Here is a 26,790-nt window from a genome sequence, read left to right as displayed (position 1 = left end):
TGGTCGGCTCCAATCCCCAGTGTAGCCGCTGCTCAGCGATGGCGCTTGCGCAGGTCGCGGGCGAGGACGTAGACCACGATCAGGTTGATCGCCAGGATCGTCCACGACGGCCAACCCGGGTGCCGGATGATCGCGAAGATGTCGAAGGGCAGGTACAGCGAGGCGGTCAGGCAGCCCAGCCAGGAGGCCCAGGCCTTGGCCCGCCACAGTCCCCAGGCTTCGACCAGGTGCAGCAGGCCGTAGCCGATCATCCCCGCCGCGGCCAGGTGCACCGCGTCGGGGCTGATCATGTGCAGCAGCGAGGGCAGGGTGCCATGGTCCGGATCCAGGCTGAAACGCCGGATCAGGACCATGATGCCGTGCCGCAGCGGCTGCGGTCCGAGCACTTCCAGCCCGGTGGCGGCCAACAGCGCCAGCATCGCCTTGCTCGCTTCGAGCAGGGCGATGACGTGGAGACCCGGATGCCGGTGCGGATCCGGGTTGTAGCCGCTCTGGTTCACGGGGTGCTGGCTCAGCCGCCGCGCGAAGCCTTCTTGCGGTCGCTTTCGGTCAGGAACTTCTTGCGCAGGCGGATCTCCTTCGGGGTGATCTCGACCAGCTCGTCGTCTTCGATGAAGTCCAGGGCCTGTTCCAGCGAGTACTTGATCGCCGGGGTCAGCTGGATCGCATCGTCCTTGCCCGAAGCGCGCATGTTGGTCAGCGGCTTGGTCTTGATCGCGTTGACGGTCAGGTCGTTGTCCTTGGAGTGGATGCCGACCAGCTGACCTTCATACACGTTGTCGCCTTCAGCAGCGAACAGCTTGCCGCGTTCCTGCAGCGGGCCCAGCGAGTAGGCCGGCGTGGTGCCCGGCGCATTGGCGATCATCACGCCGTTGATGCGCTTGGCAATCGCGCCCTGTTCCTTCGGACCGTAATGGTCGAACACGTGGAACAGCAGGCCCGAACCCTGGGTGAGGGTCTTGAACTCGTTCTGGAAACCGATCAGGCCACGGGCCGGGATCGAGTATTCCAGGCGCACGCGGCCCTTGCCGTCCGGCTCCATGTTCTTCAGCTGGCCCTTGCGGGTGCCCAGCTTTTCCATCACGCCGCCCTGGTGGATTTCTTCGATGTCCACCACCAGCTGCTCGATCGGCTCCATCATCTGGCCGTCGATTTCCTTGATGATCACTTCCGGGCGCGACACGGCCAGCTCGTAGCCTTCGCGACGCATGTTCTCGATCAGCACCGACAGGTGCAGCTCGCCACGGCCGGAGACCAGGAACTTGTCGGCATCTTCCAGCTGTTCGACCTTCAGGGCCACGTTGTGGACCTTTTCACGGTCCAGGCGGTCCTTGATCTGGCGGCTGGTCAGGAACTTGCCACCGGACAGGTCCTTGTTGCCGGCGAACGGCGAGTTGTTGACCTGGAAGGTCATCGAGATGGTCGGCTCGTCGACGGTCAGTGCCGGCAGCGCTTCCGGGGTGTCCGGGTGGCACAGGGTGTCGGAGATGGTCAGCTCCGGAATACCGGAGATGGCGACGATGTCACCAGCTTCGGCGGTGTCCTGCTCGATGCGCTCCAGGCCCAGGAAGCCCAGCACCTGCGCGACCTTGCCGTTGCGCTTCTTGCCTTCGCGGTCGATCACCGCGACCTGCATGTTCTTCTTCAGGGTGCCGCGCTGGATGCGGCCGATGCCGATCACGCCCACGAAGTTGTTGTAGTCCAGCTGGCTGATGCGCATCTGGAAGGCGCCTTCCGGATCGACTTCCGGCTTCGGCGCGTGCTGCATGATGGCTTCGTACAGCGGGGTCATGTCGCCGTCGCGCACGGTGTCTTCCAGGCCGGCATAGCCGTTCAGGGCCGAGGCGTAGACGATCGGGAAGTCCAGCTGCTCATTGGTGGCGCCGAGCTTGTCGAACAGGTCGAAGACCTGGTCGATCACCCACTCCGGACGCGAGCCCGGGCGGTCGACCTTGTTGACCACCACGATCGGCTTGAAGCCCATCGCGAAGGCCTTCTGGGTCACGAAGCGGGTCTGCGGCATCGGGCCGTCCATCGCGTCGACCAGGATCAGCACGGTGTCGACCATCGACAGCACGCGCTCGACCTCACCACCGAAGTCGGCGTGGCCGGGGGTGTCGACGATGTTGATCCGGTTCTTGATGCCGGTCTTCTTGTCTTCCCAGGTGATGGCGGTGTTCTTGGCCAGGATGGTGATGCCGCGTTCCTTTTCCTGGTCGTTGCTGTCCATCACGCGCTCGGCGAGGACGGTGCGCTCGGACAGGGTGCCGGACTGCTTCAGCAGCTGGTCGACCAGGGTGGTCTTGCCATGGTCGACGTGGGCGACGATGGCGATGTTGCGAAGATTTTCGATGGACATACGAAAGGGGGCCAGTCGGCGCCGGATTTGGAAAAAGAAGTCCAACATTATACGTCGAACTTGACGATTCGCGAAAAGGTGGATTTCACGCCGGTCATGGGGCCCATTCAGCTGGGTCCCGCCGCTGCGGTCGAGGCTGCCTGGCGCCGGTGGCTGGGCTGCCCATCCGGCGGCTGAAGCCGGGATCTGCGCCCATGGTCGAAGCCGCCGCCGCCACGAGGCAGGTGTAAACTAGGTGGCTAGACGCGTTCCCCTCTGCATCAAGGATCTTCATGTCCCTCATCGCCACTTTCGACACCACCCAGGGCCCGATCAAGGTCGAGCTGTTCGCCGACAAGGCGCCGCTGACCGTGGCCAACTTCGTGAACCTGGTCAAGCACGGTTTCTATGACGGCCTGATCTTCCACCGCGTGATCGCCGACTTCATGATCCAGGGCGGCTGCCCGCAGGGTCGTGGCACCGGTGGCCCGGGCTACAAGTTCGAAGACGAGAAGAACGGCGTGAAGCACGAGGTCGGCTCGCTGTCGATGGCCAACGCCGGCCCGAACACCAACGGCAGCCAGTTCTTCATCACCCACATCAAGACCGATTGGCTGGACGGCCGCCACACCGTGTTCGGCAAGGTCCTGGAAGGCCAGGCCATCGTCGATTCGGTCAAGCAGGGCGACGTGATCCATTCGATCACCCTGGAAGGCGACGTCGACGCCGTGCTGGCCGCCCAGGCCGAGCGCGTGGCGGAGTGGAACAAGCACCTCGCCGCCTGATCCCCCTTCGAAACGGCCACCCATGGGTGGCCGTTTCCCTGTTCCCCGCCGCCCGCCAGGCCTGCGTGGCCACGCCCGCGGCGTCCCATCAAACGCTTGCAAGCAAGAGGAAACCCCCATGAAAGCACCCGTTCGTGTTGCCGTGACCGGCGCCGCCGGCCAGATCGGTTATGCCCTGCTGTTCCGCATCGCCTCCGGCGAAATGCTGGGCAAGGACCAGCCGGTCATCCTGCAGCTGCTGGAACTGCCGGTCGACAAGGCCCAGGCCGCCCTGAAGGGCGTGATGATGGAACTGGAAGACTGCGCCTTCCCGCTGCTGGCCGGCATGGTCGGCACCGACGACGCCGAAGTCGCGTTCAAGGACGCCGACATCGCCCTGCTGGTCGGCGCGCGTCCGCGCGGCCCGGGCATGGAGCGCAAGGACCTGCTGCTGGAAAACGCCAAGATCTTCACCGCCCAGGGCGCGGCGCTGAACAAGGTGGCCAGCCGTGACGTGAAGGTGCTGGTGGTCGGCAACCCGGCCAACACCAATGCCTACATCGCCATGAAGTCGGCCCCGGACCTGAAGCCGGAAAACTTCACCGCCATGCTGCGCCTGGACCACAACCGCGCGCTGAGCCAGCTGTCGACCAAGCTCGGCAAGCCGGTCGGTGGCATGGAGAAGCTGGTGGTGTGGGGCAACCACAGCCCGACCATGTACCCGGACTACCGTTTCGCCACCGCCGATGGTGCGTCGATCGCCGATGCGATCAACGACCAGGAGTGGAACGCCAACACCTTCATCCCGACCGTCGGCAAGCGCGGCGCGGCGATCATCGAAGCCCGTGGCTCGTCCTCGGCTGCTTCGGCCGCCAACGCTGCCATCGACCACGTGCGTGACTGGGTGCTGGGCAGCAACGGCAAGTGGGTCACCATGGGCGTGCCGTCCGATGGCTCCTACGGCATTCCGGAAGGCGTGATCTTCGGCTTCGCGGTGACCACCGAAAACGGCAAGTACACCCTGGTGAAGGATCTGCCGATCGACGACTTCAGCCAGAAGTACATCGACAAGACCCTGGCCGAGCTGGAAGAAGAGCGCGCCGGCGTCGCCCACCTGCTGGGCTGATGCAGGCGGTACCGGCTCCGGTCGGTACGCAGAAGACGGGGAAGCTTCGGCTTCCCCGTTTTTGTTTGGACGGATACGGAACCCCATGATCCACCTGCACTACTCCGATGACGCGCTGCTGGTGGCCGAGAAGCCGGCCGGCCTGCTGTCCGTGCCCGGCCGCAGCGCCGAGAACCAGGACTGCGTGGTCGCGCGCCTGCAGGCGCTGTACCCGGATGCATTGACCGTGCACCGGTTGGACCAGGTGACCTCCGGCCTGCTGCTGCATGCGCGTGGCAAGGAGATGCAGGCGGCGTTGTCGATGCAGTTCGAGCAGCGCCAGGTCAGCAAGCGGTATGAAGCGGTGGTGCAGGGGCTGCTCGAAGGCGAGGCCGGCGAAGTGGACCTGCCGTTGATCGTGGACTGGCCGAACCGGCCGAAGCAGATGGTCGATCACGAACGCGGCAAGCCGGCGCTGACGCGCTGGCGCGTGCTGGCACGTGATGTTGAAGCGCAGCGCACCCGCATGGAGTTGGAACCGGTCACCGGTCGCAGCCACCAGTTGCGGCTGCACATGGCCAGCATTGGCCATCCCATCGTGGGTGACGTGCTGTATGACGCCGCGCCTGCGCAGCGGGTGCATCTGCATGCGAGCAGCCTGCGGTTCACCCATCCGGTGACAGGCGAAGCACTCGCGTTCGAGTCCCCGGTTCCGTTCTAGGGGTTCGGCAGGGCTTGCAGCCCTGCGCCCGCAGAATCAACGTCAACGTCAAAAGCGGGCTATCCGTGGGTTGGCGGGACGGTGTCGGAGTGCGGGGACGCCGTGAACCCATCCCTGGGGGCTTGGCAGCCGCTTGCTCGTGTGCGCGTTCCTGCGCACACGGCAAGACCGGGGTTGGGCGTCCTGCCCAACCCGCCCGAGGCATGCCTCGGGCCCATGCGGCTGACACCCCGCACTCCGACACCGTCCCACCTTCGACAGGTTCACGCGGCTGTTGGTAACGTTGGCCGTGGTTCCGCGCGGCTGTTGGTAGGTGTCGACCTTGGTCGACACGATTTTCCGTCAGATATCGAATGAATCATCCACGCATGGCGTGGATCTACCGTGTCGACCAAGGTCGACACCCACCGGAGCAGAATGCCGTTCCGACAGATCGCGGAAAACTGTCGAAGGCGGGGTGGGTCCGGTTGCGGGAGTGTCCGCGGCATGGATGCCGCGGCCAAGCCCCCAAGGACGGGTTTACGGCGTCTCCCGCAACCGGGCCCACCCCGCCATCCCCCAGTAGCCCAGCTTCTGACGTTGACGTTGACGTTGATTCTGCAGGTGCAGGGCTGCAAGCCCTGCAGGACAAAACCCACCCCCTACCAAGGTAGGGCGGCCCGCGCGGCAGCGCCGGACTATCCTCGAACCCATGACTTTGTCTGGGAGGGCTGCGTCATGAACTACGAGGAAACCTACCGTCGCTCGATCGACGAGCCGGAGGCCTTCTGGGGCGAAGAAGCCAAGCGCATCCATTGGCACAAACCGCCGCAGCAGGTGCTCGATTACAGCAACCCGCCGTTCCGGCGCTGGTTCGTCGGCGGCGAAACCAATCTCTGCTACAACGCCGTCGATCGGCACCTGGCCGAGCGCGCCGACCAGCTTGCGCTGGTGGCCATTTCCACCGAAACCAACAGCACCCGCGAGATCACCTATCGCCAGCTGTATCGCGAGGTGAATGACTTCGCTGCCGTACTCAGGCACCTCGGCGTCGGTCATGGTGACCGCGTGGTGATCTACATGCCGAACATGGCCGAAGCCGTGTTCGCGATGCTCGCCTGCGCGCGCATCGGTGCGGTGCACTCGGTGGTGTTCGGCGGCTTTGCAGCGCATAACCTGGCGCTGCGCATCGACGATGCGAAACCGAAACTGCTGATTGCCGCCGATGCCGGCATGCGCGGTGGCAAGCTGATTCCGTACAAGGCGATGGTCGATGCGGCCTGCGCCGAGGCCAGTGCACCGCCACCGCACGTGCTGATCGTTTCGCGCGGGCTGGACGCCGCCGAACCGCGGGTGCCGGGCCGCGATGTGGAGTACGCCACGCTGCGCGCGCAGATCGGTGAGGTCGATGTGCCGGTGCAGTGGCTGGAGTCCAGTGAGCCGAGCTACCTGCTGTATACCTCCGGTACCACCGGCAAGCCGAAAGGCGTACAGCGCGATGTCGGCGGCTACGCGGTGGCGATGGCGCAGTCGATGGAGACGGTGTTCGACTGCAAGCCGGGCCAGGTGATGTTCTCCACCTCCGATGTCGGTTGGGCGGTAGGCCATTCCTACAACGTGTACGGCCCGCTGATCGGCGGCTGCACCTCGCTGTTGTACGAAGGATTGCCGACCAACCCGGACCCGGGCATCTGGTGGGCGCTGTGCGAGCAGTACAACGTGCGCACGATGTTCTCCTCGCCCACCGCCATCCGCGTGCTGAAGAAGCACGATGCAGACTTCATCCATCGCCACGACCTGCGTGCGCTGAAGTACCTGTTCCTGGCCGGTGAGCCGCTGGACGAACCGACCGCGCACTGGATCAGCGATGCACTGGGCAAGCCGATCATCGACAACTACTGGCAGACCGAAACCGGTTGGCCGGCGCTGACGCTGTTGCCGGGGCTGGACATGAAGCCGGTGCGCTTCGGTTCGCCGGGCTTCCCCAACCTCGGCTACCGCATGAAGGTGATCGACGAGAACACCGGCGAGGAAGTCGCTGCGGGGCAGAAGGGCGTGCTGGTGGTCACCCCGCCGTTGCCGCCGGGCTGCATGAGCACGGTATGGAACGACGACGGCCGTTTCCTGCAGAGCTACTTCAGCCACTTCAAGGAACTGCTGTACAGCTCGCTGGACTGGGCCATCCGTGATGACGATGGCTACACCTTCATCCTTGGTCGCACCGACGATGTGATCAACGTGGCCGGGCATCGCTTGGGCACGCGCGAGATCGAGGAGGCCATCTCCAGTCATCCGCGCGTGGCCGAGGCGGCCGTGATCGGGGTCAAGGATGAACTGAAGGGGCAGGTGCCGCTGGTGTTCGTCACCCTGAAACAGGGCCTTGGCGGCGAGGATCCGGCGCCGGTGGTGGCCGAGATGATGGCGACGGTGACCACTTCGCTGGGCGCGGTGGCGCGTCCGGCGCACGTGCATGTGGTCAACGCATTGCCCAAGACCCGCTCCGGCAAGCTGCTGCGGCGCTCATTGCAGGCGCTCGCCGAGCAGCGCGATCCCGGCGACCTGTCGACGCTGGACGACCCCGGCGCGCTGGAGGAGATCCGCCGGGCGCTGGGGCGCTGACCCGGTAGTGCCGGCCGCTGGCCGGCAACCTCGGCATGCAGGATTGCCGGCCAGCGGCCGGCACTACCCAAGTCTGCCAGGACTTGCGCTAAGCTCGCCCTGTCATCGGTCTGCAACAGAGCCTGCGCTTCGGGGAAGCTGCGCAGGCTCCGACGGTGGCAACCAGGGGGTGTGCCCGGCACGGGCGCGCTGGCTTTGCGCATCGAGGATTGGGGGGATGCATGGCATTGCTGCACGCCAAGACGGCCGCTGGCCGTCAGGAAATCGAAGACCGCGGCCGGCGCCTGCCGGCGGCACTGCGTTCGATCCTGTTGATGGTCGATGGCCATCGCGATGACAACGAACTGCGTGGCTTGTTCGAAGGGCTGCGCGCACCACCGGATGCACTGGAACAACTGGTCGCGCAGGGCCTGATCGAAGCCATCGGTGGCAGTGCCGACGCTGTGCCGACGCGTGCGATCAGCACAGGCCGCGAACAGGACCCGGCGTTGTACCAGCAGCTGTACGACGCGATGAGCGAAGCGGTGCGTCGCCATCTCGGCCTGAAGGGCTACTTCATCCAGTTGAAGATCGAGCGTTGCACCGATGCGCTGGCGCTGGAACGCCTGTGCCCGGAACTGCTGGCCGCAGTGGGCAAGGCGCGCAGCCCGGCGTTGGCGCAGCGCTGGTGGCAGGAAACGCAGGCGGCCTTGGTGAATGGTGGCAATGAGGTCGTACAGGCCTGAACCACCGCGTAAAGTGACCGGTTCACTTCCCCACAAGGAGTCCCGCGTGCAGGACGACCACGACGACACCGATACCCCGGGCTGGGACGCGATCAACGCCGCGCTGGCGCCGTTGTATGCAGGCCAGGAACCGCGTCATTACGGCACTGCGCTGCCGTATACGCTGGGCGGGCAGGATCCGCTGGATGGCATCAGTGTGTACTGGGCGGATGCGCCGGTGCCGCACTGGCACTACATCACCTACGGTTTCTCCGAGCTGTACGCCAAAGAGAGCAGTGATGCCGACGCCAGTGGCTACGGGTTCGAGCTCACCTTCCGCCTGGCGGCCGTAGACGGTGAGAGCGCAGGCAGCACGCCGCCGGCGTGGCCGATGAACCTGCTGCAGAACCTGGCGCGCTATGTGTTCGGCAGCGGCAACGTGTTCGAGGATGGCCACCACCTCAACGCCAACGGTCCGATCGCGCTGGAGACCGGCACCCGGCTGTGCCACCTGGCCTTCATTGCCGATCCGCAGTTGCCGGCACGTGATACCACCAACGGCCACCTGCAGTTCCTGCAGCTGGTCGGCTTGACCGATGAAGAGATGGAGGCGGTCAAGCGCTGGTCCACGCGCGGGGTGCTGCAGGCGCTGCAGCCGGCGATGCCGCTGTGGATCAGTGACCTGCAGCGCGGCAATCTGCTGGACGATCCGGCGCTGGCCGCGCAGGTGCAGGCCGGCAGCGAGCGCGAGGGCTCCAGCACCGGCATGTTGTTCATCGAAACGCTTGATTGGCGACAGGAGGCCGGCATCACCACCCTGGTGCTGGGCGCCGGCCAGGTCGCCAGCGTGTGCGAACTGCTGCCGCTGCGCCTGCGCCATGGCAAATCGCTGGAACTGGTCAGCCGCGAACGGCAGTGGGAGTTCATTGCGGCCGGGGGCGGTGAAGCCAGCGAGGTGTCTGCCGACAGCGCGCGCTGGGCGCTGGATGCGGCCGGATTGCAGGCGTTGGCGAGCGTGCGTGCCGAACGCGGGATCTATCCGCTGGCAGGCGCGCTGCGCATTGAAGTGGTGCCGACCTACCTGCGCGATGCGAAGGGCGAGGTGATCCGCCAGATCGGCTGAGATCCCGTTCCCCTCGAGTCAGTTCGGAGCCGCTCGCATCGCGAGCGGCTCCCCCCTCATGCAGGGTCAGGCCAGGCCCTCTGCCTTCAGTGCGGCCTGCACGCCGGCGTCGGCGTCCATGCGCGCCTTGTAGGCGGCCAGGTTGTCCAGGCCGGACAGGTCGACCTTGGTGCCAGCGGCCCAGCGCAGGGTGATGTAGAAGTACGGATCGGCGTAACTGCGGAAACCGGCCAGCCACGGCTTGTCTGCCAGCTGCTTGTCAGCGGTTTCGAACAGGCCACGCAGGCGCTTGTGCGCAGCGGCGCGGATGGCGTCGAACTGGCTTTCGTCGGCGATGAACTTGCCCGGTGCGAACAGCGGCGAGAAGGCCGGATGCACGTCCGAATTGACGAAGGCCAGCCAGCGGGTGGCTTCGGCGCGCTGGCGCGGGCTGCCGTCACCGCCGAGGCCGGCCTGCGGGTAGCTGTCGGCGATATAGCCCATGATGGCGGCGTTCTGCAGCAGCACGAAGTCGCCGTCGACCAGCGCGGGTACCGCACCGGCCGGATTGATCTTGAGGAATTCCGGACCCTTCAGGGTGTCCTTGTTCAGCAGTTCAACCTCGAACGGCTGGCCGGTCCACTGCAGGGCGATGTGGTCGGCGGTGGAACAGGCACCGGGCTTGCTGTACAGCTTCATGGGAACTCCAGGTGATGCGGGCGGGAAGCGCCCACTATCCCAGAGCCTGCCGGCGGGCGGCAACGCTGCCGCCAGCACGGATCGTTACGACTGCCGTGGCTTGAGGTTCTGCACCTTATAGAAGGTGTGATCGCCGATGGTGGCCACCTGGTAGGCGTTGCGCCAGTTCGGGCTGGCGATCGACAGCGCGGCGAAGTGGCTGGCACCGGGCACGATCTCGCGGCGCTCGCCGGCCGGCAGCGCCCAGTTGCGCTCTGCGTCGAAAGCGACGTTCATCGCCTCGCTCCACGCGGCGTCATTGCCCAGCTGGGTGCCGGGGGAGACGATGGTCGGCGCGAACTGCTTGCGCGCGGTGACCACCTGGCACATCGAGTCGCCCCACAGGCCACTGTCGAGGCGGCGCAGGGCCACCTCGGCGACGGCCTGCTGGCCGCGCAGGGTCTGGTCGCGGGCTTCCAGGTACACGGTGGTGCTCAAACACAATGAATCAGCGGCCGGCTGCGGCAACAACTGCGACAGCCAGAGAATCCAGGCCAGTTTCATATAACTCCTTGCTCCGTATGGGCCGCACCTCTTGGTTCCCGCAGCGGGGGCTGCGGGCCGGGGTACGACTTGGCGTCATGGGGAGGCGGCCATCGGGGCCGCCCCGTGGGCGGCCCCAAAAGAAACGATCAATACCGATCGAGGGGGCCGCGCCGGCTCACCGGAAACTGGCTGGTGAGCGGAAAGATGGCGCAAGGTAGGGGGGCATAGCCGAACGCATCATGAATCGACCGGCTTGACATTCAGGTTCGACAGGGGTGACGAAAATCACATTCCGCCCCCCATTCAGGCACGCATCAGAGCGCGGCGGCAACCCGGCTGCCCTGGTCGATGGCCCGTTTCGCATCCAGTTCGGCGGCCACGTCGGCGCCGCCAATCAGCTGTGCGCTGATGCCGGCGGCCTGCAGTTCGGCCTGCAGTGCGCGGTTCGGCTCCTGCCCGGCGCAGATCACCACATGGTCGACCGGCAGCAGCTGCTCGCTGCCTTCGACGCGGATGCGCAGGCCCTGGTCGTCCACGCCGAGGTACTCGACGCCACCCAGCATGCGTACGCCCTTGGCTTTCAACGTGGCGCGGTGGATCCAGCCGGTGGTCTTGCCCAGCCGCGCCCCCGGTTTGCCGGCGCTCCGCTGCAGCAGCCACAGCCGGCGCGGCGAGGCCTCGGGCTGCGGCCGGGCCAACGCGCCGCGGGCCTCGAAGGTGGCATCCACGCCCCACTCGGCCATCCAGCGCTGCGGGTCCAGCGACGGCGATTCACCGGCGTGGCTGAGGAACTCGCCGACATCGAAGCCGATGCCGCCGGCGCCGATGATCGCTGCATTGGCGCCGACTTCGACCCGGCCCAGCAGCACGTCCAGGTAGCTGACCACCTTGGCGTGGTCGGCACCGGGGAAGTCGACCTTGCGCGGGGTGATGCCGGTGGCCAGCACCACCTCGTCGAAGCCGGCCAGCTGCGCAGCGTCGGCACGGGTGCCCAGGCGCAGCTGCACCCCGGTTTCGGTCAGTTTGTGCCGGAAGTAGCGCAGGGTCTCGTAGAACTCTTCCTTGCCCGGAATACGCTTGGCCACGTTGAACTGGCCGCCGATCTCCTCGTGGGCATCGAACAGGGTGACCTGATGGCCGCGTTCGGCGGCAACCGTGGCACAGGCCAGCCCGGCCGGGCCAGCACCGACCACGGCCACCTTCTTCGGCGTGGTGGTCGGGCGGTAGACCAGCTCGGTCTCGTGGGCCGCACGCGGGTTGACCAGGCAGCTGGCCAGCTTGTTCTCGAACACGTGGTCCAGGCAGGCCTGGTTGCAGGCGATGCAGGTGTTGATCGCCTCGGCGCGGCCGGCGCGGGCCTTGTTGGCCCAGTGCGGGTCGGCCAGCAGTGGGCGCGCCAGCGACACCATGTCCGCACCGCCATCGGCCAGGATGCGTTCGGCCACTTCGGGCATGTTGATGCGGTTGGTGGCCACCAGCGGCAGAGTCACGTGCGGCTTGAGCTTGGCGGTGACGCCGGCAAAGGCCGCACGCGGCACCGAAGTGGCAATGGTTGGAATGCGCGCTTCATGCCAGCCGATGCCGGAATTGATGATCGTCGCGCCTGCGGCCTCGATGGCCTGTGCCTGCTGCACGATCTCCTGCCAGTTGCTGCCGTCCTCGACCAGGTCCACCAGCGACAGGCGGTAGATGATGATGAAGTCCGGACCGCAGGCTTCACGGATGCGGCGCACGATCTCCACCGCGAAGCGCATGCGCTGGCTGGCGTCGCCGCCCCAGCGGTCACTGCGCGTGTTGGTGCGCGGCGCGATGAACTCGTTGATGAGGTAGCCCTCCGAGCCCATCACTTCCACGCCGTCGTAGCCGGCCTCGCGGGCCAGCTTCGCGCTGCGCGCGTAGTCGCTGATATGCCGTTCGACGCCGCTGGCCGACAGCGCGCGCGGCGTGAACGGGTTGATCGGTGCCTTCAGCTTCGACGGTGCCACCGACAACGGGTGGTAGGCATAACGGCCGGCGTGCAGCAGCTGCAGGCAGATCTTCGCGCCGTGCTGGTGCGCGGCGGCGGTGAGCTGCCGATGCGGGCGCACCTGCCAGGGCCAGGACAGCTTGCCGCCGAACGGCTTCAGCCAGCCGACCACGTTCGGTGCGAAACCACCGGTGACGATCAGCCCGACGCCGCCTTCGGCGCGTTCGGCGAAGTAGGCCGCCAGCCGCGGGAAGTCGCGCGCGCGATCCTCCAGGCCGGTGTGCATCGAACCCATCAGTACGCGGTTGCGCAGCTGGGTGAAGCCCAGGTCCAGCGGGGTGAACAGGTGGGGATAGGCGCTTTCGTTGGCTGGCGACATGGTCGATACGCTTGCGTACGGAAGCGCGCAGCGTGCCGCGAAACGGCGGCCGGGGCAAGGGTTGCTTCGCTGGGTCGTGCCGGCCGCTGGCCGGGTGCGCTCTGCACATGCGTGCTGTCGCTCCCGCAATTCGCTGCGCGAACCGCGGGCCCCACTTACCGGCCTCCACGCCCCCGCGCCTGCGGCGCTGCCCCCGAACTCCGGGGGCGGTAGTGCCGGCCGCTGGCCGGGTACGCTCTGCACATGCGTGCTGTCGCTCCCGCAATTCGCTGCGCGAACCGCGGGCCCCACTTACCGGTCTCCACGCCCCTGCGCCTGCGGCGCTGCCCCCGAACTCCGGGGGCGGTAGTGCCGGCCGCTGGCCGGGAACGCTCGGCACATGCGTGCTGTCGCTCCCGCAATTCGCTGCGCGAACCGCGGGCCCCACTTACCGGTCTCCACGCCCCCGCGCCTGCGGCGCTGCCCCCGAACTCCGGGGGCGGTAGTGCCGGCCGCTGGCCGGCATCCCGATCAGCTCAGGGCGATTGCGGTTGCCGGCCAGCGGCCGGCACGACCGGAGCCGGCCGGCCGATGCCGAACCAGCCCAGCGTTACTCCGCACAGCGGACCGATCAGCAGGGCGAAGGCCAGGGTGCCGAGGCCGACGTTGCCGCCCAGCCACCAGCCCAGCAGCAGCACGCTGCCCTCGATCAGGCTGCGCACCTTCCAGATCGGCCAGCCGGTGCGGGCGTGCAGGCCGGTCATCAGGCCATCGCGCGGGCCCGGGCCGAGCTTGGCGCCGATGTACAGGCCGGTGGCAAGGGCGACCAGCAGCATGCCGGCGCAGAACATCGCCAGCTGCCAGCCGAGGCCGACGGCAGGCGGCAGCAGCCACAGCCCGAACTGCGCGGACGGGCCGATCAGCAGCACGTTGAGCACGGTGCCGACGCCCGGCTTCTGCCGCAGTGGCCACCACAGCAGCAACACCAGAGCACCGATCACGTTGGTGGCGAGGCCGAACGAAAGCGGGGTCTGTGCGGCGATACCCTGTGACAGCACGTCCCATGGCGCGACTCCGATCGCGGCACGGATCATCAATGAGGCGCCGAAACCATACAGGAACAGGCCGACGATCAGTTGCAGCAGGCGCAGGGGCAGGGCGGTGGGCATGACGGGGCTCGGGGTGGAGGATCTGTTTCCACCGTAAGCTCGATTCAGCCGCTTCCATAGATACAGATGACGGCCAATCCGACCGCACAGGTGGATGCGCCGCGCCGGCGTCAGTCGTCCCAGCCTGCCAGCGCCAGCTTGCCCACCGTGCGGCCGCTGGCCAGGCGTTGATGCGCGCTGTCCAGGTTGGCTGCATTTATCCTGCCCAGCGTTTCGCTGAGGGTGCCGCGCAGCTGGCCGGCGTCGATCATGCTGGCCGCGCGGCTGAGAATCCGGTGCTGTTCGATGCGGTCGGCGGTGCCGAAGCGCGAGCGCGCGAACATGAATTCCCAGTGGATGCCGATGCACTTGGCCTTGTAGGGATCGCCGATGCGCAGCGCGCCGCGCGGTTCGACGATCAGGCCGACATGGCCCTGCGGTGCCAGCAGCTGGCCCAGCTCATCCCAGTAGTGGTCGGTGTCGGCCAGGTTGAGCGCGACCCGTACCGCATCGATGCCCAGCGCCTGCAACTGCGGGAGCAGCGCATGCCGATGGTCGATCACATGCTGGGCGCCCATCTGCCGGCACCAGTCAACCGAGGTTTCGCGGGACGCTGTGGCGATCACCTCGAAGCCTGCGTGGCGGGCCAGCTGGATCGCCATCGAGCCGACGCCGCCTGCGCCGCCGATCACCAGCAGGTGCTGGCCGGCATGACGGCGGTCATCCAACTGCAATGGCATGCGCTGGAACAGCAACTCCCAGGCGGTGAGCGTGGTCAGTGGCAGGGCCGCGGCTTCGGCGAAATCCAGCGTGGTCGGTTTGCGTGCGACCAGGCGTTCATCCACCCACTGGTACTGGGCGTTGCAGCCCGGGCGAGTGACATCGCCTGCGTAGTAGACCTCGTCACCGGAGGCGAACAGGCTGGCCTCGTCACCGATCGCCTCGACCACGCCGGCGGCATCCCAGCCCAGTACACGGGGCGTTGCGAGCGTGGCCGGATCGGTGGCGGCACGCTGCTTGCCGTCGACAGGGTTGACCGAGACCGCTTCGACCCGGACCAGCAGATCGCGGCCACTCGGAGGCAGCGGTGGTGGCAGGCGGACATCGCACAGGGAAGGGGCGGATTCACGACTCAGGGCGACGGCTTTCATCTCGGCTCCGGCTGGGTTCGTGGTCCCATCATAAGGTTCCTCACCTTTCCGCAAGTGCGCTGAAGGCTGTGGAGCATCGGGTTGCGCGGCATGTCGTTTTCGCCACTTAAACACCGTCAAACCCTTGCAGCGCGCGGGTCTTGCGGATTTTCATCATCCTGTATAGGGTTTCAACGTCGGACCGGTGGAGGGTCGGGCGCGATATTTCACATGTTACGGGACTGTTAACATGACCTTCACCCGCCTGAGCATAATGTTCGCGGCGGTGGCGTGCTGAATCGGCTGTCGAACATCGACGCACTAGTGCTGGCCCATGCCTCTACCGGTTTCATACCCCCGAAATAGGAGCTGTACTCAATGAACAAGAAGATCCTTACTGCCGCGCTGCTGGGTGGTCTGGCTTTCGCCCAGGCTGCGTCGGCGCAGGAGTTCGATGACCGCTGGTACCTGACCGGTTCGGCCGGCTTCAACTTCCAGGACAACGACCGTCTGACCAATGACGCTCCGTTCGTGACCCTGGGCCTGGGTAAGTTCATCAGCCCGAACTGGTCGCTGGACGGTGAGCTGAACTATCAGAACCCGAACTTCGATTCGAACAAGGACCAGAACTGGTCGCAGTACGGCGTCTCGCTGGACATGCGTCGCCACTTCATCAAGGAAGGCCGTGGCTGGAACCCGTACATCCTGGGTGGCCTGGGCTACCAGAAGTCGGAAGAAACCTACCCGCTGAGCGCCGCTGGCCCGGGCAAGCGCAAGGACGGCAACCTCGCCGCCAAGGTCGGCGTCGGCCTGCAGACCACCTTCGAGAAGCGCGTTGCCGTGCGCGCCGAAGTGGCCTACCGCGCTGACTTCGACGACCAGAGCATCGCTGCACGCGACGAAAGCTGGTTCGGTGACGTGCTGGCTTCGGTCGGCGTCGTGATCCCGCTGGGCCCGGCTCCGGTCGCGGCTGCTCCGGCTCCGGCTCCGGTTGCCCCGAGCTGTGCCGACCTGGACGACGACGGTGACGGCGTCAACAACTGCGACGACAAGTGCCCGAACTCGCAGCCGGGTCAGACCATCGGTCCGGACGGTTGCCCGGTGCCGGTCTCCATCGACCTGAAGGGCGTCAACTTCGACTTCGACAAGTCGAACCTGCGTCCGGACGCCGTGGCGATCCTGAGCGAAGCCACCGAGATCCTGAAGCGTTACCCGGATCTGCGCGTTGAAGTTGCCGGTCACACCGACTCGAAGGGTACCGACGCTTACAACCAGAAGCTGTCGGAGCGTCGCGCCACCGCCGTGTACAACTACCTGACCAAGAACGGCGTTGACGCCGGTCGCCTGGTCGGTCCGATCGGCTACGGCGAGAGCCGTCCGATTGCTCCGAACACCAACCCGGATGGTTCGGACAACCCGGAAGGTCGCGCCAAGAACCGTCGTACCGAGCTGAACGTCCAGAACTAAGTTCTGACGCTCTGCCCGTAGGACACAGCAGGACCCGGCTTCGGCCGGGTCTTGTTGTTTCTGCGGCCCGGAATTCGGCGTTTTCAACGGTATGACACGACCGTTCGTCGGTATTTTGTTCGTAGAACCAATGGGTTGCTGTATTCATTGAAAGTGGCGCTTGAAAGATGACGTGGCATTGCTAAACTCGCCGCGTCACTTCCTTCCGTGGATGTCCTCATGCTGCGCTCTGCATCGGCCGCCGTCCTGGCACTGGCCCTGGTTCCCGCCGCCCACGCTGCGGTCGATTGCTCGGTCAACACCAGCGCCGCGCCGCTGCCGTTGCCGGCCACGACCATCGCGCCGGTGGCCGACGAGCTGTACATCCGCGGCAACCAGCTGGGCATGCCCGCCGGCGTGCTGAGCGGCAACTACGATCCGTCGCAGTCGCTGGACCAGGTGCTGCAGCGACTGCGCATCGATGGCTGCCAGAACGTCGCCAAGGCCATTCCGAGCGCGCCGGCGGTGAAGCCGAACGATCCGGCCGCCTACAAGCCGCAGACCGAGTTCGACAACACGCCGTGGCGCTTCGACATGAGCCAGAACGGCAAGCGCATGACCGCCGAAGAATTCGACGCCTGGATGAAGGCGCGCGGGGTGCGCGTGGTCAAGGCGCGTCCGGCTCCGGCCGCCACCCCGGCTGCGGCCGAAGCACCGGCTGAGACCAAGCCGGTCGACAAGAAGTAAGCGCCGCGGGGAGCAGAGGCTTGCGCACGCGCCGCCCACCTGCCGCCCCCGCCGCCCGCTCCCACGCACCGCGTGGGCGTACGACGCCCGCTGCCACCGCCACCGGTGTCCGTCATGGCCTGGCGCGCGTGCTGTCCAAGGCCGGCGTGTGCTCGCGCAGCGAGGCCGCGCGCTGGATCGCCGACGGCCGCGTTCGGGTGTCCGGCCGCATCGTCCGCGATCCGGAGTTCCCGATTGGCCAGCCGGCACCGCCGATCGAGGTCGACGGCCAGCCGCTGGCAGCGCCACAACGCCTGTACCTGATGCTCAACAAGCCGCGCGGAGTGGTGACCACCGTGCAGGATGAGCGCGGCCGCGACACCGTGTATCGCTGCTTTGATGGTGCCGGCCTGCCGTGGATCGCACCGGTCGGGCGGTTGGACAAGGCCAGCGAAGGGCTGCTGTTGTTCAGCAATGATCCGCAGTGGGCCGCGCGCCTGACCGATCCGCAGACCGGACCGGTCAAGACCTACCACGTGCAGGTGGATGGCATGCCCGATGACACCACGCTGGTGGCGCTGCAGGCGGGCGTGGAGGACGAAGGCGAGTTCCTCGCTGCCCAGGCCGTGCGCGTGCTGCGCAGCGGCGACAAGACCGCATGGCTGGAGGTGGTCCTCGACGAGGGCCGCAACCGCCATATCCGCCGCCTGCTGGCGGCCTTCGACCTGCAGGTGCTGCGCCTGGTCCGGGTCGCGATCGGTGGGCTGGTGCTCGGCGATCTCGGCAAGGGCCAGTGGCGGGTTCTGGAGGTCAGCGACCAGCAGCGGCTGGAGGCCGCTGCACCGGGCTGACCATCGCCCGCGGCCGGCGGTTGCCGGCCACCGTTCCAGGCGTAGGGGGCGCCTGGTTGTTGAATTTCCCGAACGGAGCCTGCCCATGTACCACCCGACCCTCAACCAAACCCTGCGCTGCGCAGGCCTGCTGCTGCCGATGGTGCTGCTGACCGCCTGTGGTGGCCACAAGAAGGTGGCCAAGGCGGAAACGCCGGCCGAGACCCCGGTGGTGGAAGTGAAGACCCCGGAGCTGGATGGCCGCGGCAGCTACCGCTTCCTGATGAGCGACGGCGACAGGAAGATGACCGCCGACGAGTTCGATGCCTGGATGAAGGCCAACGGCATCCGCGTTGCCAAGGGCAATGGCCAGGACGCCGCCGCCAAGCCGGTGGTGGTGGCCAGCAAGGATCAGCCCAAGGACAAGAAGAAAAAGAAGTGACGCCTGCGGGTGCCGACCTTGGTCGGCACGCGGTTCATGCCCCGGTGGGTGCCGACCCTGGTCAGCACGCCCTCAAGCCCCGGTGGGTGCCGACCTTGGTCGGCACGCTCTGATTGGGTCGGAACCCTTTCCGTAGGAAAGGGATCCGACCCCGGCCATGATCAGCCCTTGATCACGCCCAGCTCGACGCCGATGCGGGTGAAGGCATCGATCGCGCGGTCCAGGTGCTCGCGGCTGTGTGCCGCACTGATCTGGGTGCGGATGCGGGCCTGGCCCTTGGGCACCACCGGGAAGAAGAAGCCGATCGCATAGATGCCTTCTTCGAGCAGGCGCTCGGCGAACTTCTGCGCCAGCGGCGCGTCGTACAGCATCACCGGGCTGATCGGATGCACGCCCGGCTTCACGTCGAAACCGGCGGCGGTCATCTTCTCGCGGAAGTAGGCGGTGTTCTCGGCCAGCGTACCGCGCAGGTCGTCAGCGGCGGCCAGCATCTCGAACGCCTTGATGCCGGCGGCGACCACGTGCGGTGGCAGCGAATTGGAGAACAGGTAGGGGCGCGAGCGCTGGCGCAGCAGTTCGATCACCTCGGCGCTGGCGCAGGTGAAGCCGCCCAGTGCGCCGCCCATGGCCTTGCCCAGGGTGCCGGTGATGATGTCGATCTTCTCCAGCACGCCCTTTACTTCGGCCGAGCCGCGGCCGGTGGCGCCGAGGAAGCCGGTGGCGTGGCATTCGTCGATGTGTACCAGCGCGTTGTACTTCTTCGCCAGCGCGGTGATCTCGTCCAGCGGCGCGATGAAGCCGTCCATCGAGAACACGCCATCGGTGGTGATCAGCTTGGTCTTGCAGCCGGCGGCATCGGCGGCCTGCAGCTGGGCTTCCAGGTCGGCCATGTCACAGTTGGCGTAACGGAAGCGCTTGGCCTTGCACAGGCGCACGCCGTCGATGATCGAAGCATGGTTCAGCGCGTCGGAGATGATCGCGTCGTTCTCGCCCAGCAGCGGTTCGAACAGGCCACCGTTGGCGTCGAAGCAGGCGGCATAGAGGATCGTGTCCTGCTTGCCGAAGAAGTCGGCGATCTGCTTCTCCAGCTGCTTGTGCAGATCCTGGGTGCCACAGATGAAGCGCACCGAGGCCATGCCGAAGCCGTGGGTATCCAATGCGTCCTTGGCGGCCTGGATCAGGTCCGGATGGTCGGCCAGGCCCAGGTAGTTGTTGGCACAGAAGTTCAGCACCTTGCGGCCGTCGTCGAGGGTGATCTCGGCCGACTGCGGGCTGGTGATGATCCGCTCGGACTTGAACAGGCCCTGGGCGCGGATGGCGTCCAGTTCCTCGGCGTAGTGGCGGGTCAGGGCGGAGGAGGCGTCAGTCATGGCGTGGGCACGGCTCAGCACGGGGAAACCGCTGATTCTACCGGGCAACGATGGCCATCGACCGGGCCGGGCGGGGCACCGCCATGGCTGGCACATGTTGCATCGCAATAGCAAACGGGTTAAAAATTCGTGAACCACGCCTGTCTGGCGCCGGTTGCCCGCTCCCCCTTCCCGCCCCCGCCACCCTCGGAGACGCCCATGAAGCACGCCCGTGCCTGCCTCGCCATTGCCGCCGCCCTGACCCTCGCGCCGTTCGCCGCCAGCGCCCAGGACAACGAATCGCCCTACAGCTGGAATGTCACTGCGGTGTCGGACTACCTGTTCCGCGGTGTGTCGCAGACCGACGAAAAGCCGACCCTGCAGGCGGGCTTCACCTACACCTCGCCGGTCGGCCTGTACGCCGGTGTCTGGGGTTCGGGCGTGGACTTCGGACCGGGCGACCCGAACACCGAGATCGACTATCAGATCGGCTACGGCGTGGACGTCACCCCGCGCGTCAACTTCGACGTGCTGCTGAACCGCTACACCTACCTCGGTGCCAGCAGCCAGAACTACAACGAGCTGGTCACCACCACCACGCTGGACGAGACCTACAAGCTGATCGTGGCCTACACCAATGACCAGTGGAACAGCGGTACCGACGGCTGGTACTACGGCGTCGGCGGCCAGTGGGGCCTGCCGCAGGACTTCACGCTGAACGCCAATGTCGGCCGCAGCAGCTTCGAGAAGGGCCTGGCCAAGGACTACACCGACTGGAACGTCGGCGTCAGCCGCAAGTTCGGCCTGTTCGATGTCGGCCTGGGCTACTACGGCACCGACGGCAATGGACGCGACAACTCCGGCAAGCTCGCACACAGCCGCGTGCTGCTGACCGTGGCCATCGGCAAGTAACGCCGCAGGCGTTACCGGTAGTGCCGGCCGCTGGCCGGCAACACCAAAGAAAAAGGCGCCCATCGGGCGCTTTTTTCAGTTTCAGGGGGTGCCGAGCAAGCTCGGCACCCACCACAAGCTCGGCACCCACCCATCGCGCGCGGCGAAAGGTCAATTCCAGCTCAACACGACCTTGCCGGCCTTGCCTTGTTCCATCAGGTCGAAGCCCTTCTGGAAGTCGTCGATCGGCAGCTGGTGGGTCATCACCTTGCCGAGCGGGAAGCCGGACAGCACCAGCTGCGTCATCTTGTACCAGGTCTCGTACATCTTGCGGCCGTAGATGCCCTGCACGGTCAGGCCCTTGAAGATGATCTTGTCCCAGTCGCAGCCGGCGCCCTTGGGCATGATGCCGAGCATGGCGATCTTGCCGCCGTGGTACATGCAGTCGAGCATGTCGTTGAACGCACGCGGGTTGCCGCTCATTTCCAGGCCCACGTCGAAGCCCTCCATGTGCAGTTCCTTCATCACGTCCTTCAGCGACTGGTTGGCGACGTTGACCACGCGCGTCGCGCCCATGTCGGCGGCCAGCTTCAGGCGGAAGTCATTGACGTCGGTCACCACCACGTTGCGTGCACCGATGTGCTTGCAGATGCCGGCGGCGATGATGCCGATCGGGCCTGCGCCGGTGATCAGCACGTCCTCGCCGATCACGTTGAATTCCAGTGCGCAGTGCGCGGCGTTGCCGTAAGGGTCGAAGAACGCGGCCAGTTCCGACGGGATCTGGTCGGGGATCGGCCACAGGTTGCTGGCCGGCATCACCATGTATTCGGCGAAGGCGCCGTTGACGTTGACGCCGATGCCGACGGTGTTCGGGCACAGGTGCGGACGGCCGCCACGGCAGTTGCGGCAGTGGCCGCAGACGATGTGGCCTTCGGCCGAGACGCGCTGGCCGATCTCATAGCCGGTCACCGCCGAGCCGAGCGCGGCGATGCGGCCGACGAACTCGTGGCCGATGGTCAGGCCCGGCTTGATGGTGCGCTGGCTCCACTCGTCCCACAGGTAGATGTGCAGGTCGGTACCGCAGATCGCGGTCTTCTCCAGCTTGATCAGCACCTCGTTCGGGCCCGGGGTCGGTACCGGAACCTCTTCCAGCCAGATGCCCTTGGCCGCTTCGCGCTTGACCAGGGCCTTCATCGTTTGCTGCGCCATCGGGGTGGAACTCGTCAGGGGGAAAGCGCGGATTATAGGGCGCCGCGCGGATTTCCCATGTTGCGCTGCGGGTGCAGTGGCGGAACGAAAGGCGTGCGCCGGGGGGCATTTCGAACGTACTGCGAACAGCGGCGCCGCTTCGCTCGCCGGGCATGGCTCGGCGCTACCGTCCGAGGCCAGGGGACTGTGGGGAGGCGAGAGGCCAGGCCGATGCAGGACCGTGAGCGCCATGGATGGCGCGACCGAGCCCCCATGGATGGGTTTACGGCGTGTCCTGCATCGGCCTGGCCTCTCGCCTCTGACCGATCGCAATGGAGACGCTGAACGGTGGAAGCACCTGATTGCATGACTTCCGGGGTTCGGGGCGGGGCAGGGTGGCGGGCTACAATCGAGGGTTCCACTACCAGGGGCCGCTCCATGCGCTCGAACCTGCTTGCATTCTCCATCGTCGCCAGCCTTGGGCTGGTCCAGGTCGCCCATGCCGCTGAAGGCATGTGGGTGCCGCAGCAGCTGCCGGAAATCGCCGGCCCGCTGCAGAAGGCCGGCCTGAAGCTGTCCCCGGAGCAGCTGTCCAACCTCACCGGCGACCCGATGGGCGCCGTGGTCGCGCTTGGCGGCTGCACCGCCAGCTTCGTTTCGCCGCAGGGCCTGGTGGTCACCAACCACCACTGTGCCTACGGCGCGATCCAGCTGAATTCGACCGCCGAGAAGAACCTGATCAAGGACGGCTTCAACGCCCCGAAGCACAGCGATGAGCTGAGCGCCGGCCCGAACGCCCGTGTCTACGTGCTCGACCAGATCACCGACGTCACCGCCCAGGCGAAGGCCGCCATTGCCGCTGCCGGCAACGATCCGCTGGCCCGCAGCCGCGCGCTGGACGCCTTCGACAAGGCCCAGGTCGCCGCCTGTGAAGCCGAGGAAGGCTTCCGCTGCCGCCTGTACACCTTCTCCGGCGGCAACACCTACCGCCTGTTCCGCAACATGGAAATCAAGGACGTGCGCCTGGTCTACGCACCCCCGGGCAGCGTCGGCAAGTACGGCGGCGACGTCGACAACTGGATGTGGCCGCGCCACACCGGCGACTTCTCGTTCTACCGCGCCTACGTCGGCAAGGACGGCAAGCCGGCGGCGTTCTCGGCCGACAACGTGCCGTACCAGCCCAAGCACTTCCTGAAGTTCACCGACCAGCCGCTGGGCGCCGGCGACTTCGTGATGGTGGCCGGCTATCCGGGCCGCACCAACCGCTACGCGCTGGCCGGTGAGTTCAACGAAACCGCCAGCTGGACCTACCCGACCATCGCCAGGCACTACAACGCGGTGCTGAAGATGATCGACGAGGCCGGCAAGGCCGACGCCGACGTCAAGGTGAAGTACGCCGCCACCGCGGCCAGCATGAACAACGTGGCCAAGAACTATGCCGGCCAGCTGGAAGGCTTCAAGCGCATCGACGCCGCTGGCCAGAAGCAGGCTGAAGAAGCCGCTGTGCTGGCCTGGCTGAAGAAGCAGGGCGCCGCCGGCAAGCCGGCCCTGGCCGCACACGCGCAGCTGATCAAGCACCTGGACGCCAGCAAGGCGACCCGCGAGCGTGACCTGTTCGTCGGCCAGTTCAACAACACCTCGGCGGTCAGCGCCGCCATCGGCCTGTACCGCCTGTCGATCGAGCGCACCAAGCCGGACGCCGAGCGTGAGGTCGGCTACCAGCAGCGCGACCTGCCGACCCTGGAAGGTGGCCTGAAGCAGATGGATCGCCGCTATGTGGCGAAGATGGACCAGCAGCTGCAGACCTACTGGCTGGACCAGTACGTCGCCCTGCCGGCCGCGCAGCGCAACAACGACGTGCTGAACAAGTGGCTGGGCGGCAGCGATGCCAACGCGGTCAAGGCGATGGTGAGCAAGCTGTCGGGCACCGAGCTGGGCAGCCTGGACGCGCGCCTGAAGTGGTTCAAGGCCGACCGCGCCGCGTTTGAAGCCAGCACCGATCCGGCCATCCAGTACGCGGTGGCGATCATGCCGTCGCTGCTGAAGCAGGAAGAGCAGAAGAAGATCCGCGAAGGCGAGTCGTTGACCGCGCGCCCGCTGTACCTGCAGGCACTGGCCGACTACAAGAAGAGCCAGGGCGAGTTCGTGTACCCGGATGCCAACCTGTCGCTGCGCATCACCTTCGGCAACGTGATGGGCTATGAGCCCAAGGACGGCGTGGCCTACACCCCGTTCACCACGCTGGAGGGCATCGTCGCCAAGGACACCGGCGTGGATCCGTTTGATGCGCCCAAGGCCCTGCTCGACGCGGTCAAGGCCAAGCGCTACGGCGGCCTGGAAGACAAGCGCGTCGGCTCGGTGCCGGTGAACTTCCTGTCCAACCTGGACATCACCGGCGGCAACTCCGGCTCGCCGGTGCTGGATGCGAATGGCAAGCTGGTCGGCCTGGCCTTCGACGGCAACTGGGAATCGGTCAGCTCCAACTGGGTGTTCGATCCGGTGATGACCCGCATGATCGCGGTCGACAGCCGCTACATGCAGTGGATCATGCAGGAAGTGGCGCCGGCACCGGAGCTGCTGAAGGAACTGAACCTGGCGAAGTAAGCCGGTTGCGGTAGTGCCGGCCGCTGGCCGGCAGATCCCAAAGCCCCGCGACCCACGTCGCGGGGTTTTTTCATGCCCGGCCCGGCCCGGTGCGCCGAACGGGTATCATCCGTGTTCCGCGTACTTCACAGGATGTGAACGAAACGCGGAACCTCCTCCCCCCAGGACCCCTTGCACGCATGCGCATCCTGCTTGCCCGCCACGGCGAAACGCCGTGGAACGCCGAAGGCCGCTACCAGGGCCAGATCGACATCCCGCTTTCGCCGATCGGTGAAGCCCAGGCCCAGGCACTGGGTGCCCGCCTGGCCTCGGTGGACATTACCCGTGCCGTCGCCTCGCCGCTGTCGCGCGCGCAGCGCACCGCGCAGCTGGCGCTTGGCGCTGCCCGCGCCGACATGCTGCTGACCGAGCCGGAGCTGCAGGAAATCGCCCACGGCGAATGGGAAGGGCTGCTGGCCAGCGAGATCCACGAGAAGGACCCGTCGCGCCTGCAGGCCTGGCGCGAGGAGCCGGACACCGTGCTGATGCCCGGCGGCGAATCGCTGCGGCTGGTGCTGGAACGCAGCTGGCGTGGCCTGGCGCGTGCCACCGAAGGTCTCGGTGAGCACGACACCCTGCTGGTGGTCGCCCATGACGCAGTCAACCGGGTGATCCTGTGCAAGGTGCTGGGCCTGCCGATCTCCCGCCTGTGGACCTTTCGCCAGGCCCCGACCACGCTCAACCTGCTTGAAGGCGCCGACCTGGACAGCCTGGAAGTGGTGCGCCTGAACGACTGCGCCCACCACACGCCGTTCTTCGGCGAAGCCAAGCACCGCGCCCTCTGATCCATCCCTTCGCATCAACTGCTTCTGCTGGAACCGCTGCCGTGACGAACACCCCGACCACCCTGGCCGACTGGCTGGACTACATTGAACGCCAGCACCCGGCGACCATCGACATGGGCCTGGAGCGCGTGCGCGCCGTGGCCACGGCAATGGGACTGGACGTGCCGGCCAAGCGCACCATCGTGGTCGGTGGCACCAATGGCAAGGGTTCCACCGTGGCCTTCATCGAAGCCATCGCGCGTGCCGCCGGCTGGAAGGTCGGCGCGTACACCTCGCCGCACCTGCTGCGCTACAACGAGCGCGTGCGCATCGACGGCCAGGACGTGGACGATGCGGCGCTGGTCGCCGCGTTCAACGCCATTGAAGCGGCGCGCGGCGACATCACGCTGACCTATTTCGAGTACGGCACGCTGGCCGCACTGCGGCTGTTCGCCGATGCCGGGCTGGATCTGGCGGTGCTGGAAGTGGGCCTGGGTGGCCGTCTCGATGCGGTCAACATCGTCGATGCCGATGTCGCGGTGATCACCACCGTCGACATCGACCATGCCGAGTGGCTGGGCGAGGATCGCGAAGCGATCGGCACCGAGAAGGCCGGCATCATCCGCGGTTGGAAGCCGGTGATCCTGGGCGAGACCGACCCGCCGTCGAGCGTGCTCGCACGTGCCTATCTGGTCGGTGCCAATGCAATCCGCGGCGGCAGCGACTACTTCTACGAGCCGATCGATGCCCAGCGCTGGCGCTGGCGTGATGTCGGCATGCGCATGGAACTGCCGACCCCGGCCCTGGCCGGCCCGATCCAGCTTGCCAATGCCGGTGCCGCCATCGCCGCGCTGCGCGCGCTGGACAAGCCGGTGCCGCGTGCCGCCTGGGCCGCCGGTATCGCCGCGGCGCGCATCGCGGGCCGGATGCAGGCGTTCGAGCGTGATGGCGTGCAGATCCGGGTCGATGTCGGCCACAACCCGCAGGCCGCGGGCCAGCTGGCGCGCGCATTGAAGGCCGAAGTGGTGCCCGGGCGCACCCTGGCGGTATACGCCGCGCTGCAGGACAAGGACGCAGTGGGCGTGGTGCAGGCCCTGCAGGACGTGGTGGGCGAGTGGACCCTGGCCGGGCTCGATGGCCCGCGTGGGCAGGATGCTACCCAGCTGCAGGCACGCCTGGCCGGTACCGTGGCCGCCTCGGCAGCACTGGCCGGCAGCGTCGAGCAGGCGCTGGCACAGGTGCTGGCGCAGGCCGGGCGCGGCGACCGCGTGCTGGTGTTCGGCTCGTTCCATACCGCTGCGGCCGCCCTGCACTGGTTGAGCGGCGAAGCCTGATCTGCGTTCAGCCAACGCC

The 26,790-nt window shown here is 66.7% G+C and carries 23 protein-coding genes; 14 read left to right on the top strand and 9 right to left on the bottom strand.

Annotated elements, in window-relative coordinates; translation table 11 throughout:
• Positions 1 to 32: 32 nt before the first annotated feature.
• The gene (locus N5C18_RS20855) at positions 33 to 500 is read right to left on the bottom strand and encodes a DUF2127 domain-containing protein (protein ID WP_005415426.1); all 468 of its coding nucleotides are present in this window, start codon (positions 498 to 500) and stop codon (positions 33 to 35) included.
• 11 nt (positions 501 to 511) lie between these two features.
• The gene (gene typA, locus N5C18_RS20850; RefSeq protein WP_049456418.1) at positions 512 to 2,359 is read right to left on the bottom strand and encodes a translational GTPase TypA; all 1,848 of its coding nucleotides are present in this window, start codon (positions 2,357 to 2,359) and stop codon (positions 512 to 514) included.
• A gap of 272 nt (positions 2,360 to 2,631) precedes the next feature.
• Here typA and N5C18_RS20845 point away from each other — a divergent pair, with 272 nt between their 5' ends.
• From N5C18_RS20845 to N5C18_RS20820, 6 genes are all read left to right on the top strand, one after another.
• Positions 2,632 to 3,123: a peptidylprolyl isomerase gene (locus N5C18_RS20845; RefSeq protein WP_004153629.1), complete on the top strand. Its 492-nt coding sequence runs from the start codon at positions 2,632 to 2,634 to the stop codon at positions 3,121 to 3,123.
• A 118-nt stretch (positions 3,124 to 3,241) separates the two neighbouring features.
• Positions 3,242 to 4,228 (top strand): malate dehydrogenase, encoded by a 987-nt coding sequence (locus N5C18_RS20840; RefSeq protein ID WP_004153634.1) that lies wholly within the window; start codon positions 3,242 to 3,244, stop codon positions 4,226 to 4,228.
• A gap of 85 nt (positions 4,229 to 4,313) precedes the next feature.
• Positions 4,314 to 4,928: an RluA family pseudouridine synthase gene (locus tag N5C18_RS20835; protein WP_053512027.1), complete on the top strand. Its 615-nt coding sequence runs from the start codon at positions 4,314 to 4,316 to the stop codon at positions 4,926 to 4,928.
• A gap of 717 nt (positions 4,929 to 5,645) precedes the next feature.
• Positions 5,646 to 7,526 carry a propionate--CoA ligase gene (gene prpE / locus N5C18_RS20830; protein ID WP_053448886.1) on the top strand — a complete coding sequence of 627 codons (1,881 nt, stop codon included), beginning with the start codon at positions 5,646 to 5,648 and terminating at the stop codon, positions 7,524 to 7,526.
• A gap of 221 nt (positions 7,527 to 7,747) precedes the next feature.
• Positions 7,748 to 8,251, top strand: a complete 504-nt coding sequence (locus tag N5C18_RS20825; protein WP_053448887.1) for a hypothetical protein — start codon at positions 7,748 to 7,750, stop codon at positions 8,249 to 8,251.
• Between the two features lie 46 nt (positions 8,252 to 8,297).
• Positions 8,298 to 9,353: a suppressor of fused domain protein gene (locus N5C18_RS20820; RefSeq protein ID WP_053512107.1), complete on the top strand. Its 1,056-nt coding sequence runs from the start codon at positions 8,298 to 8,300 to the stop codon at positions 9,351 to 9,353.
• Positions 9,354 to 9,419: 66 nt separating this feature from the next.
• Here the strand turns inward: N5C18_RS20820 and N5C18_RS20815 are convergent, their stop codons facing one another.
• The 5 genes from N5C18_RS20815 to N5C18_RS20795 all read right to left on the bottom strand — a co-directional run bounded on the left by N5C18_RS20815 (position 9,420) and on the right by N5C18_RS20795 (position 15,179).
• A complete protein-coding gene (locus N5C18_RS20815) occupies positions 9,420 to 10,031 on the bottom strand; it encodes a glutathione S-transferase N-terminal domain-containing protein (RefSeq protein ID WP_004154511.1) in 612 nt (203 codons plus the stop codon).
• A gap of 84 nt (positions 10,032 to 10,115) precedes the next feature.
• Positions 10,116 to 10,574 carry a cell wall hydrolase gene (locus tag N5C18_RS20810; protein WP_004154513.1) on the bottom strand — a complete coding sequence of 153 codons (459 nt, stop codon included), beginning with the start codon at positions 10,572 to 10,574 and terminating at the stop codon, positions 10,116 to 10,118.
• 296 nt (positions 10,575 to 10,870) lie between these two features.
• Positions 10,871 to 12,901 (bottom strand): NADPH-dependent 2,4-dienoyl-CoA reductase, encoded by a 2,031-nt coding sequence (locus N5C18_RS20805; protein ID WP_279945533.1) that lies wholly within the window; start codon positions 12,899 to 12,901, stop codon positions 10,871 to 10,873.
• A 515-nt stretch (positions 12,902 to 13,416) separates the two neighbouring features.
• Positions 13,417 to 14,049 (bottom strand): membrane protein, encoded by a 633-nt coding sequence (locus N5C18_RS20800; protein WP_053510893.1) that lies wholly within the window; start codon positions 14,047 to 14,049, stop codon positions 13,417 to 13,419.
• A 110-nt stretch (positions 14,050 to 14,159) separates the two neighbouring features.
• Positions 14,160 to 15,179 (bottom strand): zinc-binding alcohol dehydrogenase family protein, encoded by a 1,020-nt coding sequence (locus N5C18_RS20795; RefSeq protein WP_053510891.1) that lies wholly within the window; start codon positions 15,177 to 15,179, stop codon positions 14,160 to 14,162.
• 357 nt (positions 15,180 to 15,536) lie between these two features.
• Between N5C18_RS20795 and N5C18_RS20790 the strand changes: the two genes are divergently transcribed.
• The 4 genes from N5C18_RS20790 (at position 15,537) to N5C18_RS20775 (ending at position 18,602) form a co-directional block, all read left to right on the top strand.
• Positions 15,537 to 16,625 carry an OmpA family protein gene (locus N5C18_RS20790; protein ID WP_053448892.1) on the top strand — a complete coding sequence of 363 codons (1,089 nt, stop codon included), beginning with the start codon at positions 15,537 to 15,539 and terminating at the stop codon, positions 16,623 to 16,625.
• 219 nt (positions 16,626 to 16,844) lie between these two features.
• Positions 16,845 to 17,351: a hypothetical protein gene (locus tag N5C18_RS20785; protein ID WP_053510889.1), complete on the top strand. Its 507-nt coding sequence runs from the start codon at positions 16,845 to 16,847 to the stop codon at positions 17,349 to 17,351.
• Between the two features lie 20 nt (positions 17,352 to 17,371).
• Entirely contained in the window at positions 17,372 to 18,181 is an 810-nt protein-coding gene (locus N5C18_RS20780; RefSeq protein ID WP_279935216.1) for a pseudouridine synthase, read from the top strand.
• An 85-nt stretch (positions 18,182 to 18,266) separates the two neighbouring features.
• Positions 18,267 to 18,602 carry a hypothetical protein gene (locus tag N5C18_RS20775; protein ID WP_053448895.1) on the top strand — a complete coding sequence of 112 codons (336 nt, stop codon included), beginning with the start codon at positions 18,267 to 18,269 and terminating at the stop codon, positions 18,600 to 18,602.
• Positions 18,603 to 18,763: 161 nt separating this feature from the next.
• On the opposite strand, the gene kbl is transcribed toward N5C18_RS20775, so the two are convergent.
• Positions 18,764 to 19,972 carry a glycine C-acetyltransferase gene (gene kbl / locus N5C18_RS20770; protein WP_008268606.1) on the bottom strand — a complete coding sequence of 403 codons (1,209 nt, stop codon included), beginning with the start codon at positions 19,970 to 19,972 and terminating at the stop codon, positions 18,764 to 18,766.
• Positions 19,973 to 20,170: 198 nt separating this feature from the next.
• Between kbl and N5C18_RS20765 the strand changes: the two genes are divergently transcribed.
• Complete coding sequence (locus N5C18_RS20765) at positions 20,171 to 20,863, top strand: TorF family putative porin (protein ID WP_053448896.1); 693 nt, start codon at positions 20,171 to 20,173, stop codon at positions 20,861 to 20,863.
• Positions 20,864 to 21,013: 150 nt separating this feature from the next.
• Here N5C18_RS20765 and tdh read toward each other — a convergent pair whose 3' ends face one another.
• Positions 21,014 to 22,036 carry an L-threonine 3-dehydrogenase gene (tdh, locus tag N5C18_RS20760; protein ID WP_008267065.1) on the bottom strand — a complete coding sequence of 341 codons (1,023 nt, stop codon included), beginning with the start codon at positions 22,034 to 22,036 and terminating at the stop codon, positions 21,014 to 21,016.
• A 432-nt stretch (positions 22,037 to 22,468) separates the two neighbouring features.
• Here tdh and N5C18_RS20755 point away from each other — a divergent pair, with 432 nt between their 5' ends.
• The 3 genes from N5C18_RS20755 (at position 22,469) to folC (ending at position 26,771) form a co-directional block, all read left to right on the top strand.
• A complete protein-coding gene (locus N5C18_RS20755) occupies positions 22,469 to 24,634 on the top strand; it encodes a S46 family peptidase (protein WP_053510885.1) in 2,166 nt (721 codons plus the stop codon).
• A 179-nt stretch (positions 24,635 to 24,813) separates the two neighbouring features.
• Positions 24,814 to 25,458, top strand: a complete 645-nt coding sequence (locus N5C18_RS20750) for a histidine phosphatase family protein (RefSeq protein ID WP_008268389.1) — start codon at positions 24,814 to 24,816, stop codon at positions 25,456 to 25,458.
• A gap of 41 nt (positions 25,459 to 25,499) precedes the next feature.
• Positions 25,500 to 26,771: a bifunctional tetrahydrofolate synthase/dihydrofolate synthase gene (gene folC / locus N5C18_RS20745; RefSeq protein WP_053510883.1), complete on the top strand. Its 1,272-nt coding sequence runs from the start codon at positions 25,500 to 25,502 to the stop codon at positions 26,769 to 26,771.
• Positions 26,772 to 26,790: the final 19 nt, after the last annotated feature.

It is taken from the genome of Stenotrophomonas sp. GD03930, assembly GCF_029839665.1.
Lineage (GTDB): Bacteria > Pseudomonadota > Gammaproteobacteria > Xanthomonadales > Xanthomonadaceae > Stenotrophomonas > Stenotrophomonas forensis.
The sequence above is the reverse complement of the archived record's forward strand: the minus strand, read 5'-3'. Positions and strand labels throughout refer to the sequence as shown.

What these genes read in the sequence shown, in the direction of transcription:
- typA (WP_049456418.1), bottom strand. Translation starts at nt 2,359, where the DNA reads ATGTCCATCGAAAATCTTCGCAACATCGCCATCGTCGCCCACGTCGAC.
- N5C18_RS20845 (WP_004153629.1), top strand. Translation starts at nt 2,632, where the DNA reads ATGTCCCTCATCGCCACTTTCGACACCACCCAGGGCCCGATCAAGGTC.
- N5C18_RS20840 (WP_004153634.1), top strand. Translation starts at nt 3,242, where the DNA reads ATGAAAGCACCCGTTCGTGTTGCCGTGACCGGCGCCGCCGGCCAGATC.
- N5C18_RS20835 (WP_053512027.1), top strand. Translation starts at nt 4,314, where the DNA reads ATGATCCACCTGCACTACTCCGATGACGCGCTGCTGGTGGCCGAGAAG.
- prpE (WP_053448886.1), top strand. Translation starts at nt 5,646, where the DNA reads ATGAACTACGAGGAAACCTACCGTCGCTCGATCGACGAGCCGGAGGCC.
- N5C18_RS20825 (WP_053448887.1), top strand. Translation starts at nt 7,748, where the DNA reads ATGGCATTGCTGCACGCCAAGACGGCCGCTGGCCGTCAGGAAATCGAA.
- N5C18_RS20815 (WP_004154511.1), bottom strand. Translation starts at nt 10,031, where the DNA reads ATGAAGCTGTACAGCAAGCCCGGTGCCTGTTCCACCGCCGACCACATC.
- N5C18_RS20810 (WP_004154513.1), bottom strand. Translation starts at nt 10,574, where the DNA reads ATGAAACTGGCCTGGATTCTCTGGCTGTCGCAGTTGTTGCCGCAGCCG.
- N5C18_RS20805 (WP_279945533.1), bottom strand. Translation starts at nt 12,901, where the DNA reads ATGTCGCCAGCCAACGAAAGCGCCTATCCCCACCTGTTCACCCCGCTG.
- N5C18_RS20800 (WP_053510893.1), bottom strand. Translation starts at nt 14,049, where the DNA reads ATGCCCACCGCCCTGCCCCTGCGCCTGCTGCAACTGATCGTCGGCCTG.
- N5C18_RS20795 (WP_053510891.1), bottom strand. Translation starts at nt 15,179, where the DNA reads ATGAAAGCCGTCGCCCTGAGTCGTGAATCCGCCCCTTCCCTGTGCGAT.
- N5C18_RS20790 (WP_053448892.1), top strand. Translation starts at nt 15,537, where the DNA reads ATGAACAAGAAGATCCTTACTGCCGCGCTGCTGGGTGGTCTGGCTTTC.
- N5C18_RS20785 (WP_053510889.1), top strand. Translation starts at nt 16,845, where the DNA reads ATGCTGCGCTCTGCATCGGCCGCCGTCCTGGCACTGGCCCTGGTTCCC.
- N5C18_RS20775 (WP_053448895.1), top strand. Translation starts at nt 18,267, where the DNA reads ATGTACCACCCGACCCTCAACCAAACCCTGCGCTGCGCAGGCCTGCTG.
- kbl (WP_008268606.1), bottom strand. Translation starts at nt 19,972, where the DNA reads ATGACTGACGCCTCCTCCGCCCTGACCCGCCACTACGCCGAGGAACTG.
- N5C18_RS20765 (WP_053448896.1), top strand. Translation starts at nt 20,171, where the DNA reads ATGAAGCACGCCCGTGCCTGCCTCGCCATTGCCGCCGCCCTGACCCTC.
- tdh (WP_008267065.1), bottom strand. Translation starts at nt 22,036, where the DNA reads ATGAAGGCCCTGGTCAAGCGCGAAGCGGCCAAGGGCATCTGGCTGGAA.
- N5C18_RS20755 (WP_053510885.1), top strand. Translation starts at nt 22,469, where the DNA reads ATGCGCTCGAACCTGCTTGCATTCTCCATCGTCGCCAGCCTTGGGCTG.
- N5C18_RS20750 (WP_008268389.1), top strand. Translation starts at nt 24,814, where the DNA reads ATGCGCATCCTGCTTGCCCGCCACGGCGAAACGCCGTGGAACGCCGAA.